The sequence below is a fragment of the Nonomuraea sp. NPDC049158 genome (assembly GCF_040648335.1).
Taxonomy (GTDB): Bacteria; Actinomycetota; Actinomycetes; order Streptosporangiales; family Streptosporangiaceae; genus Nonomuraea.
Map to the genome: position 1 here is coordinate 43,777 of NZ_JBEZDM010000007.1, position 25,587 is coordinate 69,363.

Genomic DNA, 25,587 nt, shown 5'->3' on the forward strand with positions numbered 1-25,587 from the left:
CGCGCGTGTCCGAAATATCGGTTCCCGGCTATGAGATCCGGGGCGTGCTGGGGCAGGGTGGCTTCGGAATCGTCTACCTCGCGCTCCAGTCCGCCGTCGGCCGGGAGGTGGCGCTCAAGGTGGACAACCGGGTGCTGCTCTCCGACCGCGACAGACGCCGCTTCATGCGCGAGGTCACCGCGGCGGGCGCGCTGTCGGGGCATCCCCATGTCGTCCCCGTCTACGATGCCGGGCTGCTTCCGGACGGCAGGCCGTACATGGTGCTCGAACTCTGTCCCGGCGGGTCGCTCTCCGGCCGGCGGCTGCGTCCGGACGCGGTACGGGACGTCGGGGTACGGATCGCCGACGCGCTGGCCGCCGCGCACGCCCAGGGTGTGCTGCATCGCGACGTCAAGCCCGCCAATCTGCTGCTCAACCGCTACGGACATGTGGCGCTGTCCGACTTCGGCCTGGCCACGATGCCCGACTCGGGGCCCGACGCGTCGGTGACGCGGGAGTCGCTGACGCCTGCCTATGCGCCTCCGGAGGCGTTCGAGCTGGCCGAGCCGAGCGCCGCTGGTGACGTCTACTCGCTGGCGGCCACGCTGTACGCGCTGCTGTCCGGGCGTCCGCCGCGTTTTCCGGCCAGTGGGGTGCCCAATCTGGCGATGGTGCTGGCGATGCATCGCCTGCCGGTGCCCGAGATTCCCGGAGTGCCGCCCGCGCTGACGGCGGTGCTGCGTCAGGCGCTCGTCAGCGACCCGCACCAGCGGACGCCCACCGCCGCCGCCTTCCGCGACGCACTGACCGCTCTCCGCCTCGACGCCGAGCCGATGCGGCAGCCCGGCTTCCCGGGAGATCAGCCCGGCTCGGGGCCGATGCGGCAGCCCGGCTTTCCGGAAGACACGATCGGCTCAGGGCCGATGAGCTCCGGCCCAGGTGGGCCCGCTGATCCGTACCGGATGGGACAGGCGGCACCGGTACCTGTGCCCGCGTCGCAACCGGTCGGCCGGCCCGAGCCCGGCCATGGCCACCTGGATGGCCGGTCGGTCAGCCGGCCCGTGGGGCGGAGACGGCGGCATGGCGGTGGCCGGGACGTCCGGCGGGACGACACCGTTGAGCCCGCCGCTCCCCGGGGCGTCTCCAGGGTGTTCCTGGTGATCATGTCGGTCTGTGCGCTGGTACTGGCGACAGGCGCGGGAGTGGTCGTCTACGACTACTTCGCGCGCGGGCCCGAGGCGGGCCCGACGCCCAAGGCCACCGGCACGGCGGCCAAGGAGACCACGGCGCCTGTCCGGATGGCCGGTGTGGAGACCTACACCAAGGGGTGTCCCGCGTCCGCGGTAGCCGGGGCGAAGGCGGCGTGCGTCAAGGAGACCGAGTGCTGGGGCGGCCTGGTCATCTCCGCGGGCGACACGACGGCGCGGCGGCTCGGCTGCGAGGAGACCCATTCCTGGGAGACGTACGCGATCGCGCCGCTTCCGGCCGACTCTCTCACCTACGACCAGCGTGACCTGGCGAGACATCCCGTGGTGAAGAAGGTCTGCGCCAAGGCCGTCCTGCTGGCCTCGAGGTACGGCTCGGCCAAGAACATCGCCGGAAGTAAGTGGATATCAGATGTCATGCCGCCTTCGTCGGCACAGTTCGATAAGGGCGTGCGGGTCTACCGCTGCGTTGGTGCCCTGGCGGGCGCGGAGAGAGCCGGGTCCGTGTTCCGGCCCTCTCCTTAAGTGGCCCACCGCGACACCCGGTCGTCATTGAGCAAGGGAGTTACGGCGCCTTGGCATCGTGTGCGTAATGAGGCCACACGTTCGAGCGCCATCGCCGCCTTGTCCGCCAGACCGGCGTGGCGATAAGCGGAAACCGCGCATGTCGCGGTCTCGGCGGCGAGCAGGTGGTGACCGAGCTGGGCCAGGGCATCGGTGGCCGCCAAGAGTGCCTCGCCATCGGCGTGGCTGAGCCCATGGGCCGCTCTCGCGAGTACGTGGCTCATGGGTGTGTCGAGTTCGCCGAGCCAATCGAGAAGCCAGAGACCGGGCGACGCCGAGCTCCACCACGCCCCAGGGCAGCTCGGCCTGGCGCGCTTCGGCCACGGCCAACCCGCGCTCGTGGTAGCCGGTGGCGTCCATGGCCCGCCCGAGGAAGCCCGCCGCCGCCGTGGCCGCCGCCATGGCCCAGATGACAGCCTGCGCACTCGCCGAGTCCGAGGCCAGCAGCCGGTCGGCGACCTCCAGCACGGCCACGCACCGCCCGTCGAACAGCGAGATCCAGGTACGGATCCCCTCGGCCAGGTCCTCCCCCGGCCGGCCGCGCAGGAGATCCAGCGTCCGCTCGGCGGCGACGGCGTCGCCGTTGCCCCAGTACCTGGTCTCGGCGCGGGCGAGGGCCCACGGGAGCAGCTCGTCGCCGAGCGGGGGCTGCTCCGGCAGTACGGCTGCCGCCTCGGCGCTGCGGCCACGGTATTCGAGCACTTCGGCCAGCAGCGCGTCGGCGTCCACGGAAGGCTCGGCGTTTCTGGCGGCGCGCGCGAGCCGTTCGGCCAGGGCGAGATCGGCCCGGTTGATGGCCTGGCGGGCGCCGGCCCGCACGATGTCGGCGCGTACCACCGCGCCGCCTTCGACCTGCCAGAGCGCGGCCCGCAGCAGGTCGTCGCGACGGCGCAGCGGGGTCTCCAGCAGCGCGCCCGCGAGCCGCCACCACAGCTGCCGGGCCCGGCCGGCCGATAATCGGGCACGCAGCACCTCGCCGTAGAGCGGGTGCGCGAGCCGTACCTGGACGCGGTTGCCCGCGCGCTCGGACACGGCCAATCCGTGTGCCTCGGCTTCGTCGATCGACGCCGGATCCACCAGCTGTGCCAGCAGCGCCAGCGCGAGCGGCTCTCCACACGCCAGCAGCTCCAGTACGACCGGGGTACGCGAGCCGAGCGGGCGCAGGCGATCGGCGAGCAACTGCTGGATCGCGCCACGGGGGCGGTAGTCGCCCGCCAGGTGCCACACGCCATGCGTCTGGCGCAGTGCGCGGTCGGTGATGGCCGTCGACAACAGCTCGCGCAGCGCGAGAGGATTGCCCGCCGCGAGGCCGCCCAGCCTGCGCCGGGTGACCCCGTCGGCGTCTCCCATGAGGGTGTGGTCGAGGAGCCGGTCCACGGCGGCGGCCGGCAGGCTCCCGAGGTCGAGCCATGGCGCCTGGCCGTCCTTCCACAACGTCGTGATCGTGTCGGGGACGGGCGCTCCCGCGCGGCAGGTCGCCACCACGAAGGCCAGGTGCTGGGCCGCGAGATGGCCGATCAGGGCCGCCGATCCCGTATCGAGCAGGTGCGCGTCGTCGACGCCGATGACGACGCGCTGATCCCGGCCGTACTCCCGTATCCGCGCGGCCGCCGCCGCCAGCACCTACGGCGGAAACAGCGGTGCGACCATCTCCGGCCAGGCTCAACTCCGCATGATCGTGCTGCCCGCGCTCAACGTCACCGCCCGGCAGCCCGGTGCCGCCGAGCTCGACAACGACGCCTCGCGGTAGCCCGGCGTCCCCTGCCAGGCCGCTGTCCCTTCCGTTGCTCGGGGGACGGCGGCCTGACGGGGCTGCTCCCGTTCCTGACCGGTCGCCGGTGCCTCACGGTAGTGTGCTTGGCCCGTACCCACGGAGATCACCCAGGACGGACACGCACAGGAGGCATGGTGGGCCTGCGGCCGACAGCCGTCACCCTGGTGATGGTGGCACTGACCGGATGTTCGGTCGTCTCGGCTCCCGGCCGTGAGCCCGGCCCGACTGATCGCGTCACCTCCAGCCCCAGCCCAACCGATCGCGTCCCATCCAGCCCCAGCTCCAGTGCCAGTAGCCCGGTTGCGACGCGCCCCAAGGGCCGCTGGCGGGTGGTCTACCGGCAGAAGGGGCTGGACTACGGTGCCGACTTCCTGGACATCGCGGCCACGGGCGAGGCGGACGCGTGGGCGGTCGGGGAGCGGACCTTCGGCACCGACGGGCACGAGGCGTTGCTGGTCCACTGGGATGGCGAGCGCTGGCGACGGCTGACGAAGGAGCTGCCGAAGCAGGCCCGACATGTCACGCTCACCAAGGTGGACGCATCGGACCCCGGCAACGTGTGGGTCATCGCCGAGGACAAAGAGGGCGGCGAGTCCGGGCTGCTGCACTTCGACGGGCGGCGGTGGTCGTTCATCCCCGATCCGGTGGTCACGTCCGAGGGGGATACCGCGAGTCCGTCAGAGGTGGTCGCGCTGGGTGGGGGGCAGGTGTGGGCGCTCGGCGGCGGGTGGGCTCGGCACTTCGACGGGCAGCGCTGGAGCAGCCAGGCGATCCCCATCGCGACGTACGCCGCCGTCGCCGTGTCCCCGCAGGACATCTGGGCGGTCGGCGAGGTGGACCCGCGGCCGGACGACGCCTACGCGCAGTCGGAGCCAGCCGTCGCGCGCTTCGACGGCCGCACCTGGCGGCGCGTACCGCTGCCCGCGCCCTCGCTGCCCGCGCCATCGGAGTCCGCGCCATCCGAGCCCGCGCCATCCGAGCCCGGGTCGGCGCCACCCGGCTCAGTCGACTCGCGGGTCTCGGCGGTGCTGGCCGTGGCCGCCGATGACGTCTGGGCGGTGGGCGGCTACGAGACGTCGGACGGCGCGTTCCGACCTCTGTCCTACCGGTGGAACGGCACGGCCTGGCGGGCGGTCGCCATCGAGGGCGGGCAGTTGACCGGGATCGCCCGCGACAGTGGTGGCGTGGTGTGGGTCGCCTCCCGGCGGTCCGTCTCCGAGGACGCGAAAGACACGTACCGGTTGCTGGCCGAAGCGGGCGGGCGGTGGTCGCGGGTCACGCCTCCCGCCCCGGTGACCGCGATGACCGCGCTCCCCGGCGGTAAGCCGCTGTGGGCGATCGGCCGGGACGCGATCACGGAGTATCGCTAAGGGCTCGGCTCCTCCGCGCGGGTCAGCACGGGTGGGGTCGGTGGATGGCGTCATGGCCGATCGCGCGGATCAGCACGGGTGGAATCGGTGACCCCGTCCTGGCCGATCGCCCGGCTCAGCAGGGTGGGCTCGGTGATCGGGGACTCGTGGGTGCCCAGGACGGTGCAGGCGTGGGCTCCGGCCGTGGCGCCAAGCCGTACGCGCTGCTCCAGGGGTAGTCCGCGCAACGTACCGTACAGGAAGCCAGAGACGAACGCGTCGCCCGCGCCGTTGCTGTCGGCGACCGGACCGGGCAGGGGCGCGGCCGGGAAGGCGCGCAGCGGCGCGTCCCGGGTGAGGACCAGGCAGCCGTCGGCGCCGCGCGTGCAGACGACCGTGTGGGCGCGGCCGCGTTCGATGATGGCGGCCATGGTGGCGGCCGGGTCGGCGAGCGCGGCGGCCGAGAGGAAGACGAGGTCGGAGCGGTAGGCGAAGTCCTGGTGGTAGTCGTCGACGCCGTTCCAGTCGTGCAGGTCCGTCGAGACGGGCATGTCCAGGTCCGGGTACACGTGGCGGCAGAAGTCGGTGATCGACACGTGCGCGTGCCGCGCGCGGACGCCCTTGTACAGGTGGCTCGGGAGCCGCTCGCCGGGCGTGGCCCTGGGGTCGAACAGCGAGGTACGGCGGCCGTCCGGATCGACCAGCAGGACGCTGCGCCGGGTGCCCGCCCGCGCCGGCGCCCAGGTGAAGTCGAGGCCGCGCAGGGCGTGGCGGATCAGCGCGCCCTGCGGGTCGTCGCCGATCAGGTCGGCGAACGCGACGTCGAGCCCGAGCGCCGCGCAGCCGAGCGCGACACCGGCGCCGGTGTTGCCGATCCGGTCGATGACGGGCGGCACGGAGTAGGTGTCCTCGTACGGGAGGGGCAGCGCGGGCACGTACACGGTGGTGTCGACCCCGGCGCCGCCGAGAACCAGAACATCGCGCATCATCGGCTCCGGGGCGAGCAGGGCGGGCGTACCCCGGTCATCGGTTCACCAGCGGGCCGGAGCCCGTGGAGCCGCGGACGACCAGCTCGGGCTGGAAGACGAGCTCGACGTGCTTGGCGGGCGCCCCGTTGACCTCTTCGAGCAGGGTCTGCACGGCGGCCGTGGCCATCGCGCCGATCGGCTTGCGTACGGTGGTCAGCGGCGGATCCGTGAACGCGATCAGCGGCGAGTCGTCGAATCCGACCACCGACACCTCGCCCGGCACGGCCAGCCCCTTCTCGCGGCAGGCGCGGATCGCCCCCAGCGCCATCAGGTCGCTCGCGCACACGATGCCGGTGCAGCCGCGCGACAGGAGCTGCATGGCCGCCGCCTGCCCGCCCTCCACGGAGAACAGCGAGTGCGCGATCAGCTCGTCGACCGCGCTCGTACCGAGGAGCTGGGCCATGGCCTGCCGGTAGCCCTCGATCTTCCTGATCACGGGTACGAACCTGCGCGGCCCCAGCGCCAGCCCGATCCGCTCGTGTCCGAGGTCCACGAGATGCTGTACGGCCAGCCGCGCGGCGAGCCGGTCGTCGGGCGAGATGAACGGCGCGTCGATGTGCTCGCTGTAGCCGTCGACCAGCACGATCGGCAGCCCGCGGTCGGTGAGCCTGGTGTAACGGTCCATCCGCGCGGTGGTGTCGGCGTGCAGCCCCGACACGAACACGATGCCGCTCACCCCACGGTCCACCAGCAGTTCGGTGAACTCGTCCTCGGGCGCGCCGCCCGGCAGCTGCGTGCAGAGCACGGGCGTGTAGCCGTGCTGGGTCAGCGCCTTCTCGATGGACTGGGCGAACGCCGGGAAGATCGGATTGTCCAGCTCGGGGGTGACCAGGCCGACGAGCCCGTTGCTGCGCTGCCGCAGCCGGGGCGGCCGTTCGTAGCCCATGAGGTCGAGCGCGGTCATCACGGCCTGGCGGGTTGCGACGGAGACACCGGGCTTGCCGTTGAGCACCCGGCTGACCGTGGCCTCACTCACCCCGGCCTGGGCGGCGATGTCGGCGAGGCGCGCGTGACCGGTCATGCGCGCCACTGTACTTTCCACCGAGCCGCCGGATGTGACGCGCTCGGGACGTCGGAGGCGGCGAAGCCGCGCCTGTACACGGAGTACGTCACAGCCTCGCGCCACCCCCTGCTCATGCTCCACAGCCCCTAAGACGGTCCCGACAATGAAAGCTCTTGCCGCAATTTCCCGCAAGCCCTTTCAAGTCACGATTTTTCCGGATGTTTCCGCCATCGGATGCCCAAAACCCCTAGCCGAAACGCGATTGGGCAGAGATCTTTTATGACAAGGGTGGACATGTGGCGTTAAGGCGCGATGTACTACCCCTCCAATCAGCCCCGTCACAGGTGACACGTGCGCAAGGTGTTGGGCCCATGAGCTCGGTCGTTCTCGACAAAGTGACCAAGGTGTACCCGGGTAGCTACCTGGCGGTGGACCGACTGAGCCTGAAGGCCGAAAATGGCGAGTTCCTCGTTCTGCTCGGCCCCTCCGGTTGTGGCAAGTCCACACTGCTCCGGATGATCGCGGGCCTCGAGGAGATCACCGAGGGGGACCTCTGGCTGGACGGCCAGCTGGCCAACCACCTGGCGCCGCGTGACCGCGACGTCGCCATGGTGTTCCAGAACGGGGCGCTCTACCCGCACAGAACCGTACGCGGCAACATCGCCTTCCCCCTGGAGATCGCCAAGTCGGACCCGGCACAGGTACGCGAGCGCGTCACCGAGCTGTCCAAGGCGCTGCACATCGACGACACGCTGGACCGCCGTCCGGGCACCTTATCCGGCGGCCAGCGCCAGCGCGTCGCGATGGGACGGGCGATCGTGCGCCAGCCCAAGCTGTTCCTCATGGACGAGCCGCTGTCCAACCTCGACGCCGGCATGCGCACCGAGTTGCGCATGGAGATCTCGGCCCTGGTCAGATCGCTGAACGTCACCACCATCTACGTGACGCACGACCAGGTCGAGGCGCTGACGCTGGCCGACCGGATCGCCATCCTCAACCGTGGCGTGCTGCAGGACGTCGGCACTCCGGCGCAGATCTACAACGACCCCGCGACGGCGTTCGTGGCGGCCTTCCTCAACTCCCAGCAGCTGAACCTCCTGGCCGCGACCGTACGCACACCGCAGAACCAGTACGTCATGCTCGACTTCGGCCCGCACCGGCTGACGCTCCCGTGGAGCGATCCCCGCGCTTACGCCATCTCCCAGCACACCGGCGGCCAGGTGCTGGTCGGCCTGCGTCCCGACGGCCTGGCGCCCGTGCCCGAGTCGTACGAGGGGCCGTCGTTCTTCGGCCGGGTGCGGGCGCTGGAGTACCACGGCCACGAGTGGCTGGCCTACATCGAGTGCGGTGTCCCGGCCGTACCGGTGCCCGAGCCGCCGGACCGGCGCGCCCAGGTCAACGGCCGCAAGGACCGCTCCACCGGACTCGGCGGGCTGGTCCGCCGGATGTTCTCCCAACCCGAGGAGCGGGAGGAACAGGAAAAAGTCGGACAGAACGTCGGCAGCGGCATCCACCGCCGCTCCGACATCATCGTCCGTCTGGGCGGCCGCCCGGTCTGGCGCGCCGGCGAGCCCGCCAAGGTGGCCATCGACCAGAACCGCCTCATGATCTTCACCCCGGACGGCGCCCGCATCGACCCACCCCGCCGCTGACCGGGTCCGTCCGCGCGCGTCCTCCGCACTGCCACGCCCTGCGCTCCAGTGCGGAGCTCTCCCCTACTACGGCTCCCATCCTGTACGGCGCCGTGCGGAGCACGGTATCTGGCCAGGGAGCCTTGAAGCCGTCTGGCGATCAGTGCGGATCTTGTGCACATGCCGCAACTCGGGCGGCCACAGCCGCATCCAGCCAGTAAAATCGCCCAACAATGTCCGTATTTTCTCCATGCTGGCGACGGCCGAGGATCACCATCGCCGTCGTCCTGGCTACCGTCCTCGGTCTGGGCGCCGCCGTCTACCTGTCGGTGCGCACCGAAGGCTCGCCCCAGCAGACGGTGACCGCGTTCCTGACGGCCTGGCAACGCGGCGACCTGCACGCCATGAAAGCCCAGGTACTGGAACCGCCTCGCGACTTCGACGGCATCTATGACGCCTTCACCAGGGGCTCCCAGGCCAAGAAGATCACCATCCGGGAGACCCGAGTCCTTCCCGAGTCCAACCGGAATTTCGGACAGGCCGCCACCTATTACGCCATGTTCTCCGTCACTCTCGACGGGCCGGTCCCCTACTCCTACGACGGGCACCTCGAGGTCATCGATTTCGACCGCGCGTGGAAAGTCCACTGGACCCCGACGGTGATCCACCCCGATCTGCAGGAGGTCGGCTCCAGCGAGATACGGCAGGTCCGCGTCGTCCCCCAACCCGATGGTTCCTCCCACCTCGTCCTGCTGGAAACGCGAGCCGAGGGAGAGCAGGCAGGATCCCTCTTCGCCGACGAAGGCCTCACACTGGTCGCAACCCTGGCCGACTCGGCCCGACCACGGGTCACCGGCTAGAAGACCACTGCAATCAGGCGATTCGGCTCCGCTGCTTGCGCGGTGGGGGTCGGTGGCGCGCTTGGGTCTGGGACAGGCGGTAGGAGTCGGTGCTGGTCTCGATGGTGTTGCCGGTACGGGCAAGCCCACTCCAATCAGCCGACCCGGCGAAGCGTGTTTGGGAAGTCAGCCCGAGCGCAGCGAGGCCCTTCAGGGGGCGGGCGTCAGCCCGCCTGGGAGGACGTCCGGAGCGTAGCGGAGGGCCATTGTGGGCGGGCGGGCATCAGACGGCCAACCACCGAATCGGGTAACGGGCGGGGAGAAAAACGCCCGGAGCGAAGCGAAGGCCCTTTTTGGGCTGGCCGTGAAGACGGTCAGTGGTGGCCCAGGTGGGCGGAGAGGCGGTCGGTGGTCTGCAGGAGGGCGGCGGCGCAGGCGTCGGCTTCGGCCATGAAGCGTTCGGCCGGGCCGCACACGCTGATGACCGCCACCGGCCGGCCGTGGTGGTCGAGGATGGGGGCCGCCACGGAGGCCGCGCCGCTCTGCCGTTCGGCGATCGACATCGCGTAGCCGCGACGGCGGATGAGCGTCAGGTCGGTGCGCAGGCGGTCGGGGTCCGTGACGGTGGCGGGTGTCAGGCTCTCCAGGGAGCGGTCGAGATAGCGGTCGATATCCGCTTCTGAGAGGAACGCCAGGAATGCCTTGGACGACCCGCCCGCGTGCAGCGGATACGGCACGCCCAGCGAGACCGACATGATCACTTCCCGCTCGGGTGTCGCCTGGTCGATGTAGACGCGGGTGTCGCCGGTCCTGATCGACAAGGTGGCGGTCTCGCCGGTCAGCCTCGACAGGGCTGGCAGTTCGGGCGCGGCCAGCCGCCGTACGTCGATGCGGTCGAGGTAGGCCAGGCCGAGCCGCATCGCCGTCAGCCCCAGCGAGTAGCGCCTGCTCTCCTCGTCGAGCACGACCAGCCCCCGGCTCCTGAACGAGGCCAGCACCCGGTGCACCGCCGCCTTCGACATGCCCAGGCTCTCGGCCAGCTCGGTGACGCCGAGGGTGTCCGTGCCCGCCTCGGCGAACCGGACGAGGATGTCGGCGGCCCGTTCGACGGTGGCGGCGGTCTGGCTGGGCATGGTGGGCCTTCCCCGGTGAATCATGTGTACTGTCGGGAACAGCATTCCTACTATTGGAACACAAGGAGCCACCGGATATGTCGTCGTTGTGGAAGGCCCTGGAGGGCTCGCGCGTGCTCGACCTGGCGCAGCCGATGCGCAAGGGCATGCCGCAGTCCCCCAACCACCCGCCGTTCCGGATGGCGCTGGAACGCCGCCACGGCGACATGGTCAGGTCCGACGGCGGCTCGGCCGCCAACGAGATCATCGTCACGGGCGGCCACGTCGGCACGCACGTCGACGCGCTGGCGCACGTCTCCCAGGAGGGTCTCCTGTACGGCGGGCGGCCCGCTGGCGAGGTGATGTCGCATGAGGGGTTCAGCGCCATGGGCATCGACGGGTTCGAGCCGTACGTGGGCCGGTGCGTGCTGCTCGACGTGGCCGCCGTGCACGGGGTAGCCACGCTGCCCGCCGGCTACGAGGTCACCGCCGACGATCTGGGGCGGGCCGCCGGGGACCTGGAGATCCGCGCGGGCGACGCCGTACTGGTCGGGACCGGCTGGTCGCGGCTATGGGAGTCGGGGGACGACTTCGTCGGTCAGCGGAACGGCGTTCCGGGTCCGGGCGCCGATGCCGGCCGCTGGCTGGCCGCGCGGCGGCCGCGCGTGGTGGGCGGCGAGACCATCGCCTTCGAGCACATCGCGGCGGGCCGTGGCCATGCCACGCTCCCCGTGCACCGGATCATGCTGGTGGAGTCGGGCATCAACATCGTGGAGACGATGCGGCTGACCGAGCTGCTCGACTCGGGAGTCCGCGAGTTCCTGCTGGTGCTGAACCCGCTGCCGATCGTCGGCGCCACGGGGGCCCCGGTCCGCCCGCTCGCCGTCATCGCCTGATCGGGGAGCGGAAATGACCACTCATGTTCAGCGGCTCGCGGGATTCGCCGTGGATTGCCGTGATCGCGGCGTCCCGGCCGAGGTGCGCGACGACGTGACGGGCCGGGTGCTCGACGTGCTCGGCAACTGCCTGGCCGCCTACGCGGAGCCGGCGGGTGACGCGGCCCCGGCCGTGCTGCGGGCCGTACGACGCTGGCAGGGGACCGGGGAGGCGACCGCGATCGGGAGCGGCGACCGGCTGCCCGCGCCGTCGGCGGCGCTGGTCAACGGCACGCTGGCGCACGCGCTCGACTACGACGACACGCATCTGCCGTCCGTACTGCATCCGAGCGCTCCCGTGGTGCCCGCCGCGCTGGCCGCCGCGGAGGCCACGGGCGCGTCCGGCGAGCGGCTGATCGCGGCCGTCGCGGCCGGCGTCGAGGTGTGCAACCGGCTCGGCATGGCCTCCTACCTGCCGGAGGCCGACAACTCGCTGTTCTTCGAGAAGGGCCAGCACGCCACGTCGATCTGCGGCACGCTCGGCGCGGCGGTCGCGGCCGGGCTGCTGTACGACCTGGACGCCGCCGGCATCGCGCACGCCGTCGGGGTGGCGGCCAGCATGGGCGCCGGCGTCCTCGAGGCCAACCGCACGGGCGGCACGATCAAGCGGGTGCACTGCGGCTGGGCGGCCCATTCGGGCGTCACGGCGGCCGTGCTCGCGCTGGAGGGGTTGACGGGGCCGCCCACGGTGCTGGAGGGCCGGTTCGGCTTCTTCCAGGCGTGGCTGGACGGCCGGTTCGACGCCGAGGCGCTGCTGTCGGACCTGGGCGAGCGGTGGGAACTCCTGCGTACGGTCTACAAGCCGTATCCGACGAACCACTTCACCCATCCGGCCATCGACTGCGCCCTCGCCCTGCGTGCCGGCGGCCTGTCCCCCGACGACATCGAGGAGGTGGAGCTGGGGGTCGCGGCTCCGGTGCTGCGGACCATCGCCGAGCCCCTGGCCGACAAGGTCAGGCCGAGCTCGCCGTACCACGCCAAGTTCTCGGGACCGTACACGGTCGCGGCGGCGCTGCACGGCGGCGGCGGGCTGGGGTTGTCACTGGACGACTTCGCCGCCCTCGATCCCGAACGTCTGGCGCTGGCCGAGCGGGTGCGCTGCGTGGCGGACGAGCGGGCGACGGAGATCTTCCCGCACGCGTTCGCGGCCGTGCTGCGGGTACGGCGCCACGACGGCTCGGTGCTGGAGCACCGGGTGGACTCCTCACGCGGCGGCCCGGAACATCCGCTGACGGCGGAGGAGCTCGCGGTGAAGTTCCGCACGAACGCCGGGCGGGCGCTCGACCCCGACCGCGTAGCGACCCTCGTCACAGCGGGCCGCGGCCTGCCCGAGGCCCCAACCGTGGCACCGCTCCTCCGGCTGACGATCGCCTGAGCCACCTGGGTGGGGATCGGCATATGGTGGCATCTCTGCTGCGCCGACAGTAGGCCGGTTACCGAGAGGTGGTCCACCGCGGTCCGTCAGGTGTGTCCTCGACGAGTACGCCGCCGCTGAGCATCGCCGCCCGCAGCGCGTCGGCGGTCTCGTAGCGGCCTTGCCTGCGCAGGTCGTTGCGGAAGGCCAGCAGGGCCTCGACGAGGGCGCGCAGGTCGGCGGTGGTGGCCACCTCGGCGAGCCGGGCGATCAGCAACCGCATGAGCTCCCGGGCCTCGTCGACGCCGCCCGCGTCCTCCTCGGTGTCGGCCGCCCACTTGACCAGCTCGGCCTCCAGGTCGAGGACGGCGCGGGCCGCGGCGACCAGGTCGGGCGCCGCCGCCGCGAGCTGGAAGCGCCGCTCGCAGGAGTGGATGGTCTCCTCCAGCGTCACCTGGGCCGGGGCGTGGACGGCGGCGGCGCGGGGCGAGGGCGCGGCGGTTACGCGACCGCCTTCGGCCAGGCGGCGGACCTCCCCCAGACCGGTGTGGGTGCCCGCGGGCAGGACCTCCTGCGAGCCGGGCCGTCGTACGGTCAGCCCACCGCGGCCCGCCACCTCGACGGTCTCGGCGTCGAGGTCGATGACGACCGCGGTGTGCTCGTCGATGCCGAGAACGGCCGTGCCCGGTGGCAGCTCCCGCTCCATCCGGGACAGCCGCCGCTCGCCCAGGTAGCAGTAGCGGGTGTCGTGGGTGCCGCCTTCGGCGTTGTCGAAGTGCGGGATCAGGACCGCCCGCAGGTCGAGCGCCGCCAGCAGGTCGAGGCCCTCGCGCCAGTGCGGCTCGGCGCCCACCTTGTAGATCTCATAGACCGGCACCGTCGCGAGCCCGGCCGTGCAGGCGGCGGCCGAGGCCAGCACGGTCACGCCCTGACGGGCGCGGACACGGGCCCGCAGGTCGCCCGCCGTGGGCGCGGCCGTCCACTGATCGAGGGCGTAGGTCGGGCTGCCGGGACCGGAGAACACCCAGTCGGCCCCGGCCGCTCCCGTCGCCACCTCGACCTCAAGACCGACACTCCGGGCGAAGTAGCGACGGGCACGGGCGGAGATGTCGGCCGCGTTCTCCTGGAAGGCGTAGGGGGTGTCGAGCAGCACGGCCCGCGCGCCCGGCCGCAGCCGCCGCGCGGCGGAGCGGTGGACCTCCACCATGGTCGGGCTCGTCTCGCCCGACCCCATGAGCACCAGCAACCCGGGCATGGCTGTCCGCCTCTCTCTTCGCGCCTCCCCACCTACGGCCTTCTGCGAATAGAACGCTTCTGCATACTGCTGGCAGTAGATTGTCGGGGGTGACGGGAAGACACGTCGTCTCGGTCGAGACGCTCATGCTACGGGCGAGCGGTGACAGTAAGTGGGCGTACCGGCACGCCACCGCCGTGCCCACCCCCGGAGAGACCCCCGACCAGGCCGCGCGCCGGGTCAGCGGGATCCCGGCCGACGCGCCGTCCACAGTCGTGCACTCCACGAGCTGGCGCTGCCGTCCCGAGGGCGAGATCGTGCTCACGTACGCCGTCTGCCCGGACCCGGAGCCCTGGCTGCCCGCGATCGACCTGCCCGTTCTGGAGATCGTCGCCGGTGACGCACCCGCGACGCCCACGCCCGGCCGCGTCGAGGTGGCCAATGTGGTGGCCCACGCCATCCGGCACCTGGCGTTCCTGACAACCGAGGATCCCGTCGTACGGCAGGCACTGGCCCACCACCCGGAGATCGTCACAGCCCTGGACCAGCCACGGCGGTGCGTCACGACTCCCTGAGCGCCAGCCGGTCGTCGTCCGTCCGCCCCCGACGAGGTTGCCTCTCCACGAAACCCCAGCCACACGGACCGTCTCCTTCCGCTCCCCCGAAGGGGGTATCCGCCAAAAGGACCCCAGCCACGACGGACCGTCACACGGATCGAGGCGGTCGCGTGACGAACCGCCCTAGGCGGCGCGACGGGACACCCGACGGCCTAACGACTGCATCGGCTTCTCGACGAAGCGGTAAGCCAGGGCGCTGGCCAGCAGGACCAGCACCATGGCCAAGGCAGCCATCCCGATCTGCAGCGGCAGCGGCGACCGCCGCAGATCCCCGCTCACCTCCACGAAGAACTTCAGCAGCGGATGATGCACCAGATACAGCGAGTAGCTGATCAGCCCGAGCCAGGTCAGCACCCGCGGCACCCGCCGCCCCCGCAGCGCCATCCCGCCCGCGAAGGTGGCCGCCGCCAGCGCGATCGTGGTGATCCACACGTCCGGCTCGACCCACCACCATCCCGCCTCGATCGCCCAGATCGGGGCCAGCGCGACCAGTCCGGCGGTCACCGCCACCGGCCACAGCCCGCCCGTGCCGCGTTCCCAGCGGTGGATCGCGGTCCCGGCGAACATGACGCCCAGCACGGCCACGCCCATCCACGGCACCCGGCTGCCGAGGACCAGCAGCGCCACCGCCATCAGGCCCAGGGCGCACGCCGCCGCCGTACGGAATCTGCCCGAGATCACGCACGCCAGCCCGGCGAAGAAGGCGGCCCCGGAGGCGTACGCGACCCAACCGCCCTTCAGCAGCGCCCCGCCGACCAGCAGCCCGACGACCACCGAACCGGCCGCGAACAGCACCGCGAACAGCCCGCTCCGCTCATGCAGCCGGGTCACGAACAGCGCGGTGACGAGCAGGTAGAACACCATCTCGTACGAGAGCGTCCACATGGTGTCGGCCACACCCCCGACGCCCACCACGTCGAGCAGCATCGTCGCGTGCGCCGCCACAGCCGTGCCGTCGCGGGGCACCTCCGCGCGTACCGGCACCCACCAGGCCGCCGCCAGCACCAGGGCGGCCACGGCGAGGTAGAGCGGGTAGAGGCGGAAGGCGCGGCTGACCCAGAACGTCCGCACATCGCCGTGCCGCTCCAGCGACGTCGGGATGATGTAGCCACTGACCAGGAAGAACACCAGGATGCCGTAGACACCGAGACTGAACCAAAAGGGCCGGAGCGCCGGCAGGAACCAGGGCAGCAGGTGCTCGGCGACCACGGCGAGCGCCCCGATGCCGCGCAGGGCGTCGAGCCAGGCGAGGCGCGCGGGGGCGGGGGCCGTGGTGGGTGTGGTCGTGGCGGGGGCGATCGACACCCACCCAAACCTACCCTGACCCGAACCGGTAATGCCCCGTCGTCAGCGATGGCTGGTCAGCGGGGCGTGATGGTCGGCGCCGGCGGGGCCGTGCGGGTCGGTGTGTACGGTGGCCGCGCGCAGTCTGGGCAGGTCGTGGATGAGGCGGTGTTCGGCGGCCACCGCCACGGCGTGCGCGTCCACGAGCGAGAGTTCGTGGCCCACCAGGATCTCCACCTCGGCGTGCAGCGCGTGGCCGATCCAGCGCAGCCGTACGGAGCCGACGCGTTCGACTCCCTCGACGTCGCCCAGGATGGCCTCGGCCTCGTCGACGATGGCCGGGTCTACGGCGTCCATGAGGCGGTGGTAGATCTCACGGGCGGCGTCGCGCAGCACGAAGCAGATGGCGACGGTGATGAGCAGGCCGACGATCGGGTCCGCCAGGGGGAAGCCCAGCGCCGCGCCGCCCGCGCCGATGAGCACGGCGAGCGAGGTGAAGCCGTCGGTCCTGGCGTGCAGCCCGTCGGCGACCAGCGCGGCGGAGCCGATCTCCCTGCCGACCCCGATCCGATAGCGGGCCACCCACTCGTTGCCGAGGAACCCGACCACGGCCGCCCCGGCCACCCACCCGACGGCCCGCATGTCCTGGGGGTGGAACAGCCGCGTGATCGCCTCGTACCCGGCCAGGACGGCGGAGGCGGCGATGATCAGCACGATGGCGATGCCGGCCAGGTCCTCGGCCCTGCCGTACCCGTAGGTGAAGCGGCGGGTGGCGGCCCGGCGGCCGAGTGAGAAGGCGATCGCGAGCGGCACGGCGGTGAGCGCGTCGGCGACGTTGTGCAGCGTGTCGCCGAGCAGCGCGACGGAGCCGGACATGACGACGATCACGGCCTGGACGGCGGCGGTGACCAGCAGCACACCGAACGAGACGGCCAGCACGCGCAGCCCGCGACTGCTGCCTTCCAGGGCGGCGTCGGTCTTGTCGGCGCTGTCGTGGCTGTGCGGCGCGAGAGCATGCCCGGCTTTGGCCAGCAGCCCTCTGATCCCACCGCGCCCGCGCTCGCCCTCATGCCCATGACCGTGTCCATGACCGTGTCCGTGTCCGTGTCCGTGTCCGTGCGCAGGTTCGCCTGAAGAAGCTGAAGAGCCTGAATCGTGCTGACCGGTCATAGCACCTCATGTGCCCAACAAGTCGCGTGCTCTACCGCGCCCGTCAAGCCATCACCAGCCGACGTGGTTCTTTCCGGAAACGAGCGAGCGGGCGATGACCAGCCGCTGGACGTCGTTGGTCCCCTCGCCGATGGCCATCAGCGGCGCGTCCCGGTAGAGCCGCTCGACCACGAACTCCTGCGAATAGCCATATCCGCCATGAATGCGCATCGACTCCAGCGACGCCTTCAACGCCACCTCTGAGGCGAAGTATTTGGCCATCCCCGCCTCCATGTCGACCCGCTTCCCGCTGTCGGCCTGGGACGCCGCCCAGTACGTCAGCAGCCGGGCCGCCTGGATCTCGGTCGCCATGTCGGCCAGCTTGAGCTGTACGGCCTGGAAGTCGGCGATGGGCTGGCCGAAGGCGTTGCGCTCGCGGGCGTAGCCGAGCGCGGCGTCGTAGGCGGCCTGGGCGACGCCGACCGCGCGGGCGGCGATGTTGATCCGCCCGATCTCCAGCCCGCCGAGCACCTGCTGCATGCCGCGCCCCTCGACCCCGCCGAGCAGCGCGTCCACGGGCACGCGTACACCGTCGAGCACGACCTCGCACGTCTCGGTCCCCTTGTAGCCGAGTTTGGGCAGGTCCCGGCTGACCCCGAACCCTTCGGCCGCCGGATCGACGAGCAGCACCGACATCCCCTTGTGCGCGGGTTCGGTGACGGACGTCTTCACCAGTACGGGCAACGGATCGGCGTGGCGGGCGTTGGTGATCCACGTCTTGGTGCCGGTCACGACATAGTGGTCGCCCTCACGTACCGCCCTGGTCTGAATGCCCTGCAGATCCGTCCCGGCCCCGGGCTCGGTGAGCGCGATCCCGGTACGGCGAGCGCCGGTGGCCAGGTCCCCGAGATGGCGCGACTTCTGCTCCTCCGTGCCGTGCCGAGCGATCATCCAGCAGGCCAGCGAGTGAGACCCGATGGTGCCCGCGACCCCCATCCAGCCCCGGGCGATCTCCTCGAAGACCAGGGCGAACGACACCATGTCCGCCCCGAGGCCGCCGTACTCCTCGGGCACGCTGAGGCCGAAGAGCCCCATCGCCTTCATCTTGTCGACGATCTCCGTGGGGTATCGCCCGGAGTGCTCCCACTCGATGGCGACGGGCATGATCTCTTTGTCGACGAAGGCCCGCAGGGTCTCGCGGAAGGCCTTCTGCTCGTCGCTCAGCTCGAAATCCACCGGTTCCTCCTCAAGCGTTACCACGGCCGGGGCCAACGATACGCGCGTCGGAGGATCATCCCCTCGGGCAGACCGTCACCGGTAGACGGTCGGCTCCTTCCGCTTGCCGGGGAACACCATGATCAGCAACTCCACGGCGCCGTCCGGAGGGTAGGGGACCTGGTAGACGCGTTCACGGCCGCGCAGGTGGACCCGGACCCGGTAGGACCCGGGGCCGCTGGTCGTCAGCTTGGGCGACGTGCCCCCCATGCCGTCGCCGAGGGTCAGCGAGCCGGTCGGGCTCTCGTAGGCGACCTCGACCACCTCCTTCCACCCCTTGGTCTCCAGCGGCGGCCGCCGGGTATAGGACTCGGTCGTCACGCAGGCGTACCCGACCTCGTCGGCCGCCCAGATGGCCAGCGCGCCCCGTTCGCTGCCGATCAGCTCCTTGACCAGGTCAGGAGAGGCGTCTTCATATCCGTCCTCCCAGCCGTTGATGGTCCAGAACTCGGTCCACGTGGTGGCGCGGTGCTGCCGGACCGGTTTGATCTTCGGGCGGTGCGCGGGGTGCGCGGCGCAGGCCTTCTCCTCCTTGGCGACGTACGCGTCCTCTTCCTCCTGTTGCCGCCGGCCGGCCAGCTCCTGGGCCCGGGCGACCGCAGGGCACAACGACCCCAGCGCGCCGACCAGCGCCACGTGGGGCGCCTCGCGCACGGCAGGGGCGTTGATCTCACCGCCGTACTGTTCGACCAGACGGCACAGGTCGCGGCCCTGAGCCAGCACCACCCGATCGGGAGCTTCGGCCCAGCCCTCGATGCCATCGTTCATGAAGAAGCCGTAGCCGCGGACCTCGCACAGGAAGTCCTTTTCCGCCTTGGTCAGGTCGTGGACGGTGCCGCCCCCGAAACCAGCGCAGTCGAGCTCGCCTTCACTGCTCACTTTGCCGGGAGGGGCCGCCTGGTCCACGACCAGGAGGGTCGTCATCAGCGTCAGGATCGCGACCGCCGTACGGGAGAAGCGGCCTCTGCGGACGAAGCCGCGGCGGGCCGGGCGCACCGCGAGCAGAACCAGGATCGGCGGCGCCAGGAAGTAGAGGTCCATGCCCGCGTTCCAGCTCAGCATCTCGGACGGACCCCACGCGTCCAGGCATTGCGGGCCCAGCGCCCCGTCGAGCGTGAACAGCAGCAGCTCCGGGACGCGGAAGAAGAGCAGGGTCAAGGCGCCTGAGCGGGCGATGATCCGGCCGAGCCGGTCACGCCCGGTCCGAACACTCAGGTACCAGCAGGCGAAGGCCACGGCGATCATCGGCGCGCCGCCGAACCAGAAAAGGGGGAGAACCCTGAGCAGGCGTTCCGGATACCCGATCAGGTCGTTGATCTGGTTACCCAGGCACGAGCCCACCCCCATCCACGCGTAGCTCCGGCCGCCGTCATCTCCGACCAGAAGCGAGCGGATCCAGAAGAAGACGTCGGGAATCAGCGTCAGTACTAACGCCGCACTCCACAGAATCCATGATCGTCGAGACACGGCACCGACAATAGGGCACCGCGAAGGAAAGTCAGTTGGGGGCGGGCAGCACCGAGGACAGTTTGGAGACCACGGCCACGATGCGCGCGGCGCGTTCGAGTTCGGCGCGGTGGAAGTGCGGTCCCGCCGCGCGGGCGACGACCACGTGCAGCCCGTGGGTGGCGACCGGCAGCAGCATCAGCCGTAGATCGTCGGCCGCCCGCGTGGCGGCCCTGAGCGGTGGCTCCAGCAGTTCGAACACCTCCGGCGCGCCCAGACTGGCGTGGCGTACGACGTCACCCGCCAGCGCGATCGACCACTCGGCGCCGCACAGCCCCGGCAGCGCGTCCACCAGCGTCGCGATCCCCCGCGACGGCTCCGACGCGACGTGCATGAGCAGGTCGTAGTCGGGCGCCGAGCCCGGCAGGTCCTTGGTCGGCCAGACCCCCTCGACGCGTACGCCCGGGACGGCCGAGAGCCGGTCGCGCACCTCGTCCGGCGTCACCTTCCCCGGCCAGGACACCGTGAAGTCGTCCACCGCCCGGCCCGTCTCCCGTTCCAGCACGGTGACCTGCAAAATGTCGGCACCCAACGCACCGAGTGACCGCGCGACCTGGCCCAGCCCCCCGGGCCGGTCCGGCAACGACACCCTCAGTCTGAGCAGCATGACCCGCCCCCTTTCCAGAGGCTCTCACAGTGCCCGTGGAAGGTTTCCAGCATGTTCCACGGATATGTCACGCATGCTGCACTTATATCCAAGGATGAACCGCTAATCCGGGTTTCGGGATAAAGGTTCACCCAGCGCCACCTGCGGCTTTCCGCAGGTGGCGCCCAAGAAGGCGGAGATCAGGCGAAGACGTCCTGCTGGTAACGACCCTGCTCTTCGAGCGCGGCCAGCCACGCCTCTCCGTCCGTCCCGGTCTTGTCCCGGTGGACGGCCAGCAGGGCCCGCCGTACGGCGGGCGCCATGCGCAGCCCGTCACCGCAGACGTACACATGCGCCCCCGACTCCAGCAGCTCCCACACCGCCTCGCCCCGCGCGGCGATCGCGTCCTGGACGAACCGGTACGGATGCCCGGCCACCGCCGAGTAGGCCACGCTCACGTGCACCCCGTCAGCCGACGCCCAGCCCTCCACCTCGTCCCGGTAGAGCCAGTCGTGCGAAGGATGGCGGCACCCGGCGAACACCTCGGCGCGCCCGGTGGCCCCGGTCAGCGCCCGCTCCTCCAGGAACCCCCGCAGCGGCGCGAATCCGGTGCCGGGACCGACGAGGATCACCGGCGTGGCGGGGTCCTCGGGCAGCCGGAACGGCGGCGCGGGCACCCGGATGTAGCCGTAGAAGCTCTCCCCAGGAGCCAGCCCGGCCAGGTAGGCCGAGCACATCCCGCGGTATTCGCCGCTGCCCGACCAGGCAGGACCCTCCACCAGCCCGACCGTGATCCTGACCAGACCGGGGTCGGCCAGTGGCGAGGAGGAGACGGAGTAGTAGCGCGGCCGGATCGGCCCGGCCATCTCCAGGAAGACCGGCAGCGGCAGCTCGATCGCCGGGAAGCGGTCGAGCAGCGCCAGCGGGGATACCCGCTTGGCCAGGATCTCATCGGCGTAGTCGGCGGTCAGCGCGTCGAGCTGGCTGCGCGTCCACGGGCACGAGGTGTGCGCGGCCAGGGCCGCCAGGTCCGACCTGGTGGCCACCTCCTGCAGCTCGGCGAACTCGGTCAGCAGCAGCCCGGCCGTCACCGGCGTGTCCACGGGCAGGTGCGTGGCCCCGCCGGTACGCAGGCGTACGACCTGCTCGCGCGGGACGCGCAGGCAGCGCAGCGCCCACTCCACCAGCTCCGGGTCGTTCTTGGCGAAGGCGGCCACGTGGTCGCCCGCCGAGTAGGTCACGCCCTCGGGCAGCCGCGCCACGATCGAACGCACGCCGGGCCGCGGCGCCTCCAGCGAGAAGTCCCACAGCCCGGCCGGGTCGCCGGTCAGCTCCTCGTTGGAGACCACGGTCAGCGGGAACGCCCGCGCGGACACCACCGCGGGCCGCACCTCCGCCTCGCTGAGCACCTCCATCTGGTAGCGGGGGCCCGCGTCTGCGGCCGACGCGCTGTACTCCTCCGCCGTCGCCGCCCACAGCTTGGCGGTCCACGCCGACACGTCGCCGTCGAAGTCGCCGTCGGCGTCGGCCTCGCCCCGCTCGATCAGGGGTACGGCACCGGCCGCCGTCAGCTTGGCGAAGGCGCGGCGGGGGAAGTCCTGGTAGGTGGGCCACTGGGTGTTGCCGCAGCCCAGCAGCGCCAGCCGTACTCCCGACAGGTCGGGCAGCTCCTCCAGCGCGTCGAAGCGCTGGGCGTTGTCGGGCGCCTTGCCGTTGTAGGAGGAGGCGACCACCAAGAGCAGCCCCTCGCTCGGCGGGACCAGCTCGTCGAGCGTGGTCAGCGTGGTGGCGAAGCCGGCCCGCCCGGCGCGCTCGGCCAGCCGCTCGGCGATGTCGGCGCAGGTGCCCAGGTTGGAGCCGTAGGCGACGGTGAGCGCGACGCCGGTGACGGCGATGTCCTGCTGCTCCTCCACCTCGATCGGCCGGCCGAGCACAGTGGCGCGCTCGTGGGGACGGCGCTCGCGCACCCGGACGGTGAACCCGTCGGGCTTCAGGGTGAGCGTCTGCTTGATCTTCATCTTGTAGACGGCGGGGTCGGAGACGGCGAAGCGCCGCAGGATCATCGCCAGCGCCAGCCTGGCCTCGGTGAGGGCGAACTGGCGGCCGATGCAGGCCCGCTCGCCGTTGCCGAACGGCTTGTAGGCGGCGGGGTGATGGTCGCGCTTGTTCTCGGGCAGCCAGCGGTCGATGTCGAACTCGTCGGGCCGGTCCCACGCCTTCGGGTTGCGGTGCAGCGAGGGCAGCAGGACGATGACCGGCGCCCCCGCCGCCACCTCGTACTCACCGCCGAGCGTGGTGTCCGCGATGGCGTTCACGGTGAAGGCCGGGATCGGGGACCAGACCCGCAGCGTCTCCTCCAGGATCCGGGAGATCACGTCCAGCTTCATGACCGTCTCGTAGGCCGGCGGCTCGTCGCCGGGCAGCAGCCGGTCGACCTCGTCGTAGGCCCTGGCCAGGGTGTGGGGGTCGCGCAGCAGGTTGTACAGCGCGAAGGAGAGCAGGCCGCTGGTGGTCTCGTGTCCGGCGATGAGGAAGGTGAGGACCTGGTCGCGGATGTTGGCGTCGGAGAGCCGGGCGCCGGTCTTGGGGTCGGACGCCTCCAGCATCAGGCCGAGCAGGTCCTTGGCGGCGGCGCCGTCCTCCGCGCGGCGCCGCCTGATCACGTCGTCGACCAGCTCGCGCATCAGCTCGATGTCGGCTCGGTAGGCGACCTCCTGCTTGCGCTTGAGCTTGGTGACGAACGGGAACTGCTGGTTGCGCAGCATCGCCTCGGTCAGCGCGCCGCCCATCGCCGTCAGGAACGGGTGCAGCTGCGGCGAGTCGAAGGAGTCGAACCGGTAGCCGAACCCGGTCAGCGAGATCGTGTCGAGGGTGAGCCTGGTCATGTCGTCGGCCACCGGCAGATCCTGACCCGGACGCCCCGCCCAGGACTCCACGAGCCGGTCGGCGACTTCCAGCATCTGCGGGTAGTACGCCTTCATCGACCGCTGGCTGAAGGCCGGCATGAGGATCCGGTGCGCGTGACCCCAGACGGGCTCGTCCGGCCTGGCCGTGAACAGCCCGTCGCCGGCGAAGTCGCGGACGATCGACAAGGGCGGGTTGATCTCCTTGCGGAACCGCGTCTCGTCGCACGCCTCGGCCACCAGGTCCGGATCGTGGATCACCACGAGGCGCCGGCCGAGCAGGTCGAGCTGGTAGATGCCATCCGGATGCGCCCGCGCGACCTCCTCGAAGTAGGTCATGGGCGAGTGCGCGGGCACCTGGAACGCGTTTCCCACGATCGGCAGCCCCTTGGGGGCGGGGATCTCTCTCATGAGTACTCCTGCTCTGGTAGCCATACACCGTATGGCACACGCTACCATACGGTGTATGGCAGTGAGCGCGCGCAGGGGAACCCCGCTGACCCTCGAGGAGATCCACACCACGGCGTTGCGCATGGTGGACGAGGTGGGCGTGGAAGGGCTGTCGATGCGCAAGCTCGCCGCCGAGCTCGACGTCAATCCGATGTCGCTCTATCACCACGTGGACAACAAGATGGCGCTGCTCACGCAGATCTGCGACACCAACGTCCAGCGCCTCGATCTCCCGCCGGACGAGTCGCTGCCCTGGCAGGAGCGGCTGCGCATCCTCGCGCGCGCCTATCGCCGGCTCACCACCGACCACCCGGAGATGTGGCGCTACGTGTACGCCCACCCGGAGATCACCGCCGACCGGAGGAGCGGCCTGTGGGGCGTGCTGTTCCCGATCCTGGAGGCGGCGGGCGTGCCGCGGGAGGAACAGCGGCGGACGGCGGACGTGCTGTACGGGTTCGTGGCGGGCCTGGTGTTCGCCGAGACGACCGGGCACATCGGCCAGGGCCAGGACGCCGATGAGGCCGACCGCACCTTCGAGGCGGCGGTCGACCTCATCGTCCGCGGTCTGGGCGGCTGACCCACCGTCGGGGGGCCATATCACCGTGATAGGGGTCGTTTGCCATCTATGCCAATCCCTACCAACCGCTAGCTTGACAGGCACCCCCACAAAGGAGTGCACATGCGGAGTAAGCGCTGGCCTCTCTTAGGCGCCACCATCGTGGCAGCCTGCCTGGCCACCACCCCCCTCACCCCCGCCGTGGCGGCCGCCCCGACTCCCGTCCCCTCGGAGTCGACCCCGCCGTCTGTGATCGACTCCCTCGAGCGCGACCTCGGCCTGTCCGAGCAGCAGGTCATCACCCGGCTGGCCAACGAGCAGCGCGCGGCGGCCACGGAGGCCGCACTGACGTCCTCGCTCGGCGCCTCCTACGGCGGATCCTGGCTGACCGCCGACGCCGCCAAGCTCATGGTCGCGACGACGGACCCGGCCACCACCGGCGCCATCGAGGCGAAGGGCGCGCAACCCGTGCTCGTCTCGCGGACGCTGGCCCAGCTCACCGCGGTCAAGGACCAGATCGACCGGGCGTCGGACCAGGCCAAGGCCGGCGCGTCCCTGTGGTACATCGACGTGACCACCAACAGCGTGGTCATCGTCGCCGGACAGCAGGCGGCCGGTGACGCCCTCGCCACGGCCGCCGGTGTCGACCGGAACGCGATCCGCGTGACCGTCTCCGGCGAGCAGCCGCGGACCCTGATCAACATCATCGGCGGCGCTCCCTACTACATCGGCGGCGCCCGGTGCAGCATCGGCTTCGCCGTCACCAAGGGCAGCACCCCCGGCTTCGTCTCCGCCGGGCACTGCCGGGTAGCCAACAACACCACCAACCCGACGGGCACCTTCCAGGGCGCCTCGTTCCCGGGCAACGACTACTCCTGGGTCGCGGCTCCCGGTAACACCGCTACGCCGTACGTACGCGGCGCGGGCGGCGCGAACGTCACCGTCCGCGGCTCCACCGCGGCCGGCGTCGGCTCCTCCATCTGCCGCTCCGGTTCGACCACCGGCTGGCACTGCGGGACCGTCCAGCAGCTCAACGCCACCGTGAGGTACGCGGAGGGCACCGTCACCGGCCTCACCCGCACCAACGTGTGCGCCGAGCCCGGCGACTCCGGCGGCTCGTTCATCTCCGGCAGCCAGGCCCAGGGCGTCACCTCCGGCGGCTCCGGTAACTGCAGCAGCGGCGGGACGACCTACTTCCAGCCGGTCAACGAGATCCTCAGCGTGTACGGGCTGACGCTCCGTACCGGCTGATTC

Annotated in this window: 20 protein-coding genes; 9 read left to right on the plus strand and 11 right to left on the minus strand. The window is 71.2% G+C overall.

The genetic code is table 11. The features are described 5' to 3' along the window. The first annotated feature begins 5 nt into the window (after positions 1-5). Entirely contained in the window at positions 6-1,709 is a 1,704-nt protein-coding gene (locus tag AB0B61_RS17460) for a serine/threonine-protein kinase (protein ID WP_358432511.1), read from the plus strand. A gap of 24 nt (positions 1,710-1,733) precedes the next feature. Here the strand turns inward: AB0B61_RS17460 and AB0B61_RS17465 are convergent, their stop codons facing one another. After that, on the minus strand, positions 1,734-3,371 hold the full coding sequence (locus AB0B61_RS17465) for a hypothetical protein (protein ID WP_358432513.1): 1,638 nt from the start codon (positions 3,369-3,371) through the stop codon (positions 1,734-1,736). Positions 3,372-3,851: 480 nt separating this feature from the next. Here AB0B61_RS17465 and AB0B61_RS17470 point away from each other — a divergent pair, with 480 nt between their 5' ends. After that, positions 3,852-4,892 (plus strand): hypothetical protein, encoded by a 1,041-nt coding sequence (locus AB0B61_RS17470; protein WP_358432515.1) that lies wholly within the window; start codon positions 3,852-3,854, stop codon positions 4,890-4,892. 50 nt (positions 4,893-4,942) lie between these two features. Here the strand turns inward: AB0B61_RS17470 and AB0B61_RS17475 are convergent, their stop codons facing one another. Together AB0B61_RS17475 and AB0B61_RS17480 are read right to left on the minus strand one after the other, a co-directional pair. Next, entirely contained in the window at positions 4,943-5,857 is a 915-nt protein-coding gene (locus AB0B61_RS17475; RefSeq protein WP_358432517.1) for a PfkB family carbohydrate kinase, read from the minus strand. 37 nt (positions 5,858-5,894) lie between these two features. Next, positions 5,895-6,920: a LacI family DNA-binding transcriptional regulator gene (locus AB0B61_RS17480; protein WP_357646170.1), complete on the minus strand. Its 1,026-nt coding sequence runs from the start codon at positions 6,918-6,920 to the stop codon at positions 5,895-5,897. 353 nt (positions 6,921-7,273) lie between these two features. Between AB0B61_RS17480 and AB0B61_RS17485 the strand changes: the two genes are divergently transcribed. Both AB0B61_RS17485 and AB0B61_RS17490 read left to right on the plus strand, forming a co-directional pair. Then, entirely contained in the window at positions 7,274-8,554 is a 1,281-nt protein-coding gene (locus AB0B61_RS17485) for an ATP-binding cassette domain-containing protein (protein ID WP_358432519.1), read from the plus strand. A 212-nt stretch (positions 8,555-8,766) separates the two neighbouring features. Next, positions 8,767-9,393 carry an NTF2-like N-terminal transpeptidase domain-containing protein gene (locus AB0B61_RS17490; RefSeq protein ID WP_358432521.1) on the plus strand — a complete coding sequence of 209 codons (627 nt, stop codon included), beginning with the start codon at positions 8,767-8,769 and terminating at the stop codon, positions 9,391-9,393. Between the two features lie 353 nt (positions 9,394-9,746). Here AB0B61_RS17490 and AB0B61_RS17495 read toward each other — a convergent pair whose 3' ends face one another. Then, the gene (locus tag AB0B61_RS17495) at positions 9,747-10,505 is read right to left on the minus strand and encodes an IclR family transcriptional regulator (RefSeq protein WP_358432523.1); all 759 of its coding nucleotides are present in this window, start codon (positions 10,503-10,505) and stop codon (positions 9,747-9,749) included. 77 nt (positions 10,506-10,582) lie between these two features. On the opposite strand from AB0B61_RS17495, the gene AB0B61_RS17500 reads away from it, so the two are divergent. Both AB0B61_RS17500 and AB0B61_RS17505 read left to right on the plus strand, forming a co-directional pair. Further along, positions 10,583-11,380, plus strand: a complete 798-nt coding sequence (locus AB0B61_RS17500) for a cyclase family protein (protein WP_358432525.1) — start codon at positions 10,583-10,585, stop codon at positions 11,378-11,380. Positions 11,381-11,393: 13 nt separating this feature from the next. Beyond that, positions 11,394-12,794: an MmgE/PrpD family protein gene (locus tag AB0B61_RS17505; RefSeq protein WP_358432527.1), complete on the plus strand. Its 1,401-nt coding sequence runs from the start codon at positions 11,394-11,396 to the stop codon at positions 12,792-12,794. A gap of 58 nt (positions 12,795-12,852) precedes the next feature. Here the strand turns inward: AB0B61_RS17505 and AB0B61_RS17510 are convergent, their stop codons facing one another. Further along, entirely contained in the window at positions 12,853-14,028 is a 1,176-nt protein-coding gene (locus AB0B61_RS17510) for a hypothetical protein (RefSeq protein WP_358432529.1), read from the minus strand. A gap of 89 nt (positions 14,029-14,117) precedes the next feature. On the opposite strand from AB0B61_RS17510, the gene AB0B61_RS17515 reads away from it, so the two are divergent. Further along, on the plus strand, positions 14,118-14,582 hold the full coding sequence (locus AB0B61_RS17515) for a hypothetical protein (RefSeq protein WP_358432531.1): 465 nt from the start codon (positions 14,118-14,120) through the stop codon (positions 14,580-14,582). Positions 14,583-14,747: 165 nt separating this feature from the next. Here AB0B61_RS17515 and AB0B61_RS17520 read toward each other — a convergent pair whose 3' ends face one another. The 6 genes from AB0B61_RS17520 to AB0B61_RS17545 all read right to left on the minus strand — a co-directional run bounded on the left by AB0B61_RS17520 (position 14,748) and on the right by AB0B61_RS17545 (position 23,738). Beyond that, positions 14,748-15,929 carry an acyltransferase gene (locus AB0B61_RS17520; protein WP_358432533.1) on the minus strand — a complete coding sequence of 394 codons (1,182 nt, stop codon included), beginning with the start codon at positions 15,927-15,929 and terminating at the stop codon, positions 14,748-14,750. Between the two features lie 42 nt (positions 15,930-15,971). Then, on the minus strand, positions 15,972-17,078 hold the full coding sequence (locus AB0B61_RS17525) for a cation diffusion facilitator family transporter (protein WP_358432534.1): 1,107 nt from the start codon (positions 17,076-17,078) through the stop codon (positions 15,972-15,974). 51 nt (positions 17,079-17,129) lie between these two features. After that, a complete protein-coding gene (locus tag AB0B61_RS17530; protein ID WP_358432536.1) occupies positions 17,130-18,293 on the minus strand; it encodes an acyl-CoA dehydrogenase family protein in 1,164 nt (387 codons plus the stop codon). Between the two features lie 75 nt (positions 18,294-18,368). Beyond that, positions 18,369-19,799 carry a hypothetical protein gene (locus AB0B61_RS17535; RefSeq protein ID WP_358432538.1) on the minus strand — a complete coding sequence of 477 codons (1,431 nt, stop codon included), beginning with the start codon at positions 19,797-19,799 and terminating at the stop codon, positions 18,369-18,371. Between the two features lie 31 nt (positions 19,800-19,830). Further along, positions 19,831-20,445 (minus strand): amino acid-binding protein, encoded by a 615-nt coding sequence (locus AB0B61_RS17540; protein ID WP_357952597.1) that lies wholly within the window; start codon positions 20,443-20,445, stop codon positions 19,831-19,833. Between the two features lie 179 nt (positions 20,446-20,624). After that, positions 20,625-23,738: a cytochrome P450 gene (locus AB0B61_RS17545; protein ID WP_358432540.1), complete on the minus strand. Its 3,114-nt coding sequence runs from the start codon at positions 23,736-23,738 to the stop codon at positions 20,625-20,627. A 55-nt stretch (positions 23,739-23,793) separates the two neighbouring features. On the opposite strand from AB0B61_RS17545, the gene AB0B61_RS17550 reads away from it, so the two are divergent. Further along, positions 23,794-24,354: a WHG domain-containing protein gene (locus AB0B61_RS17550; protein ID WP_358432542.1), complete on the plus strand. Its 561-nt coding sequence runs from the start codon at positions 23,794-23,796 to the stop codon at positions 24,352-24,354. Positions 24,355-24,456: 102 nt separating this feature from the next. Further along, positions 24,457-25,584 (plus strand): S1 family peptidase, encoded by a 1,128-nt coding sequence (locus tag AB0B61_RS17555; protein WP_358432544.1) that lies wholly within the window; start codon positions 24,457-24,459, stop codon positions 25,582-25,584. Positions 25,585-25,587 lie beyond the last annotated feature (3 nt).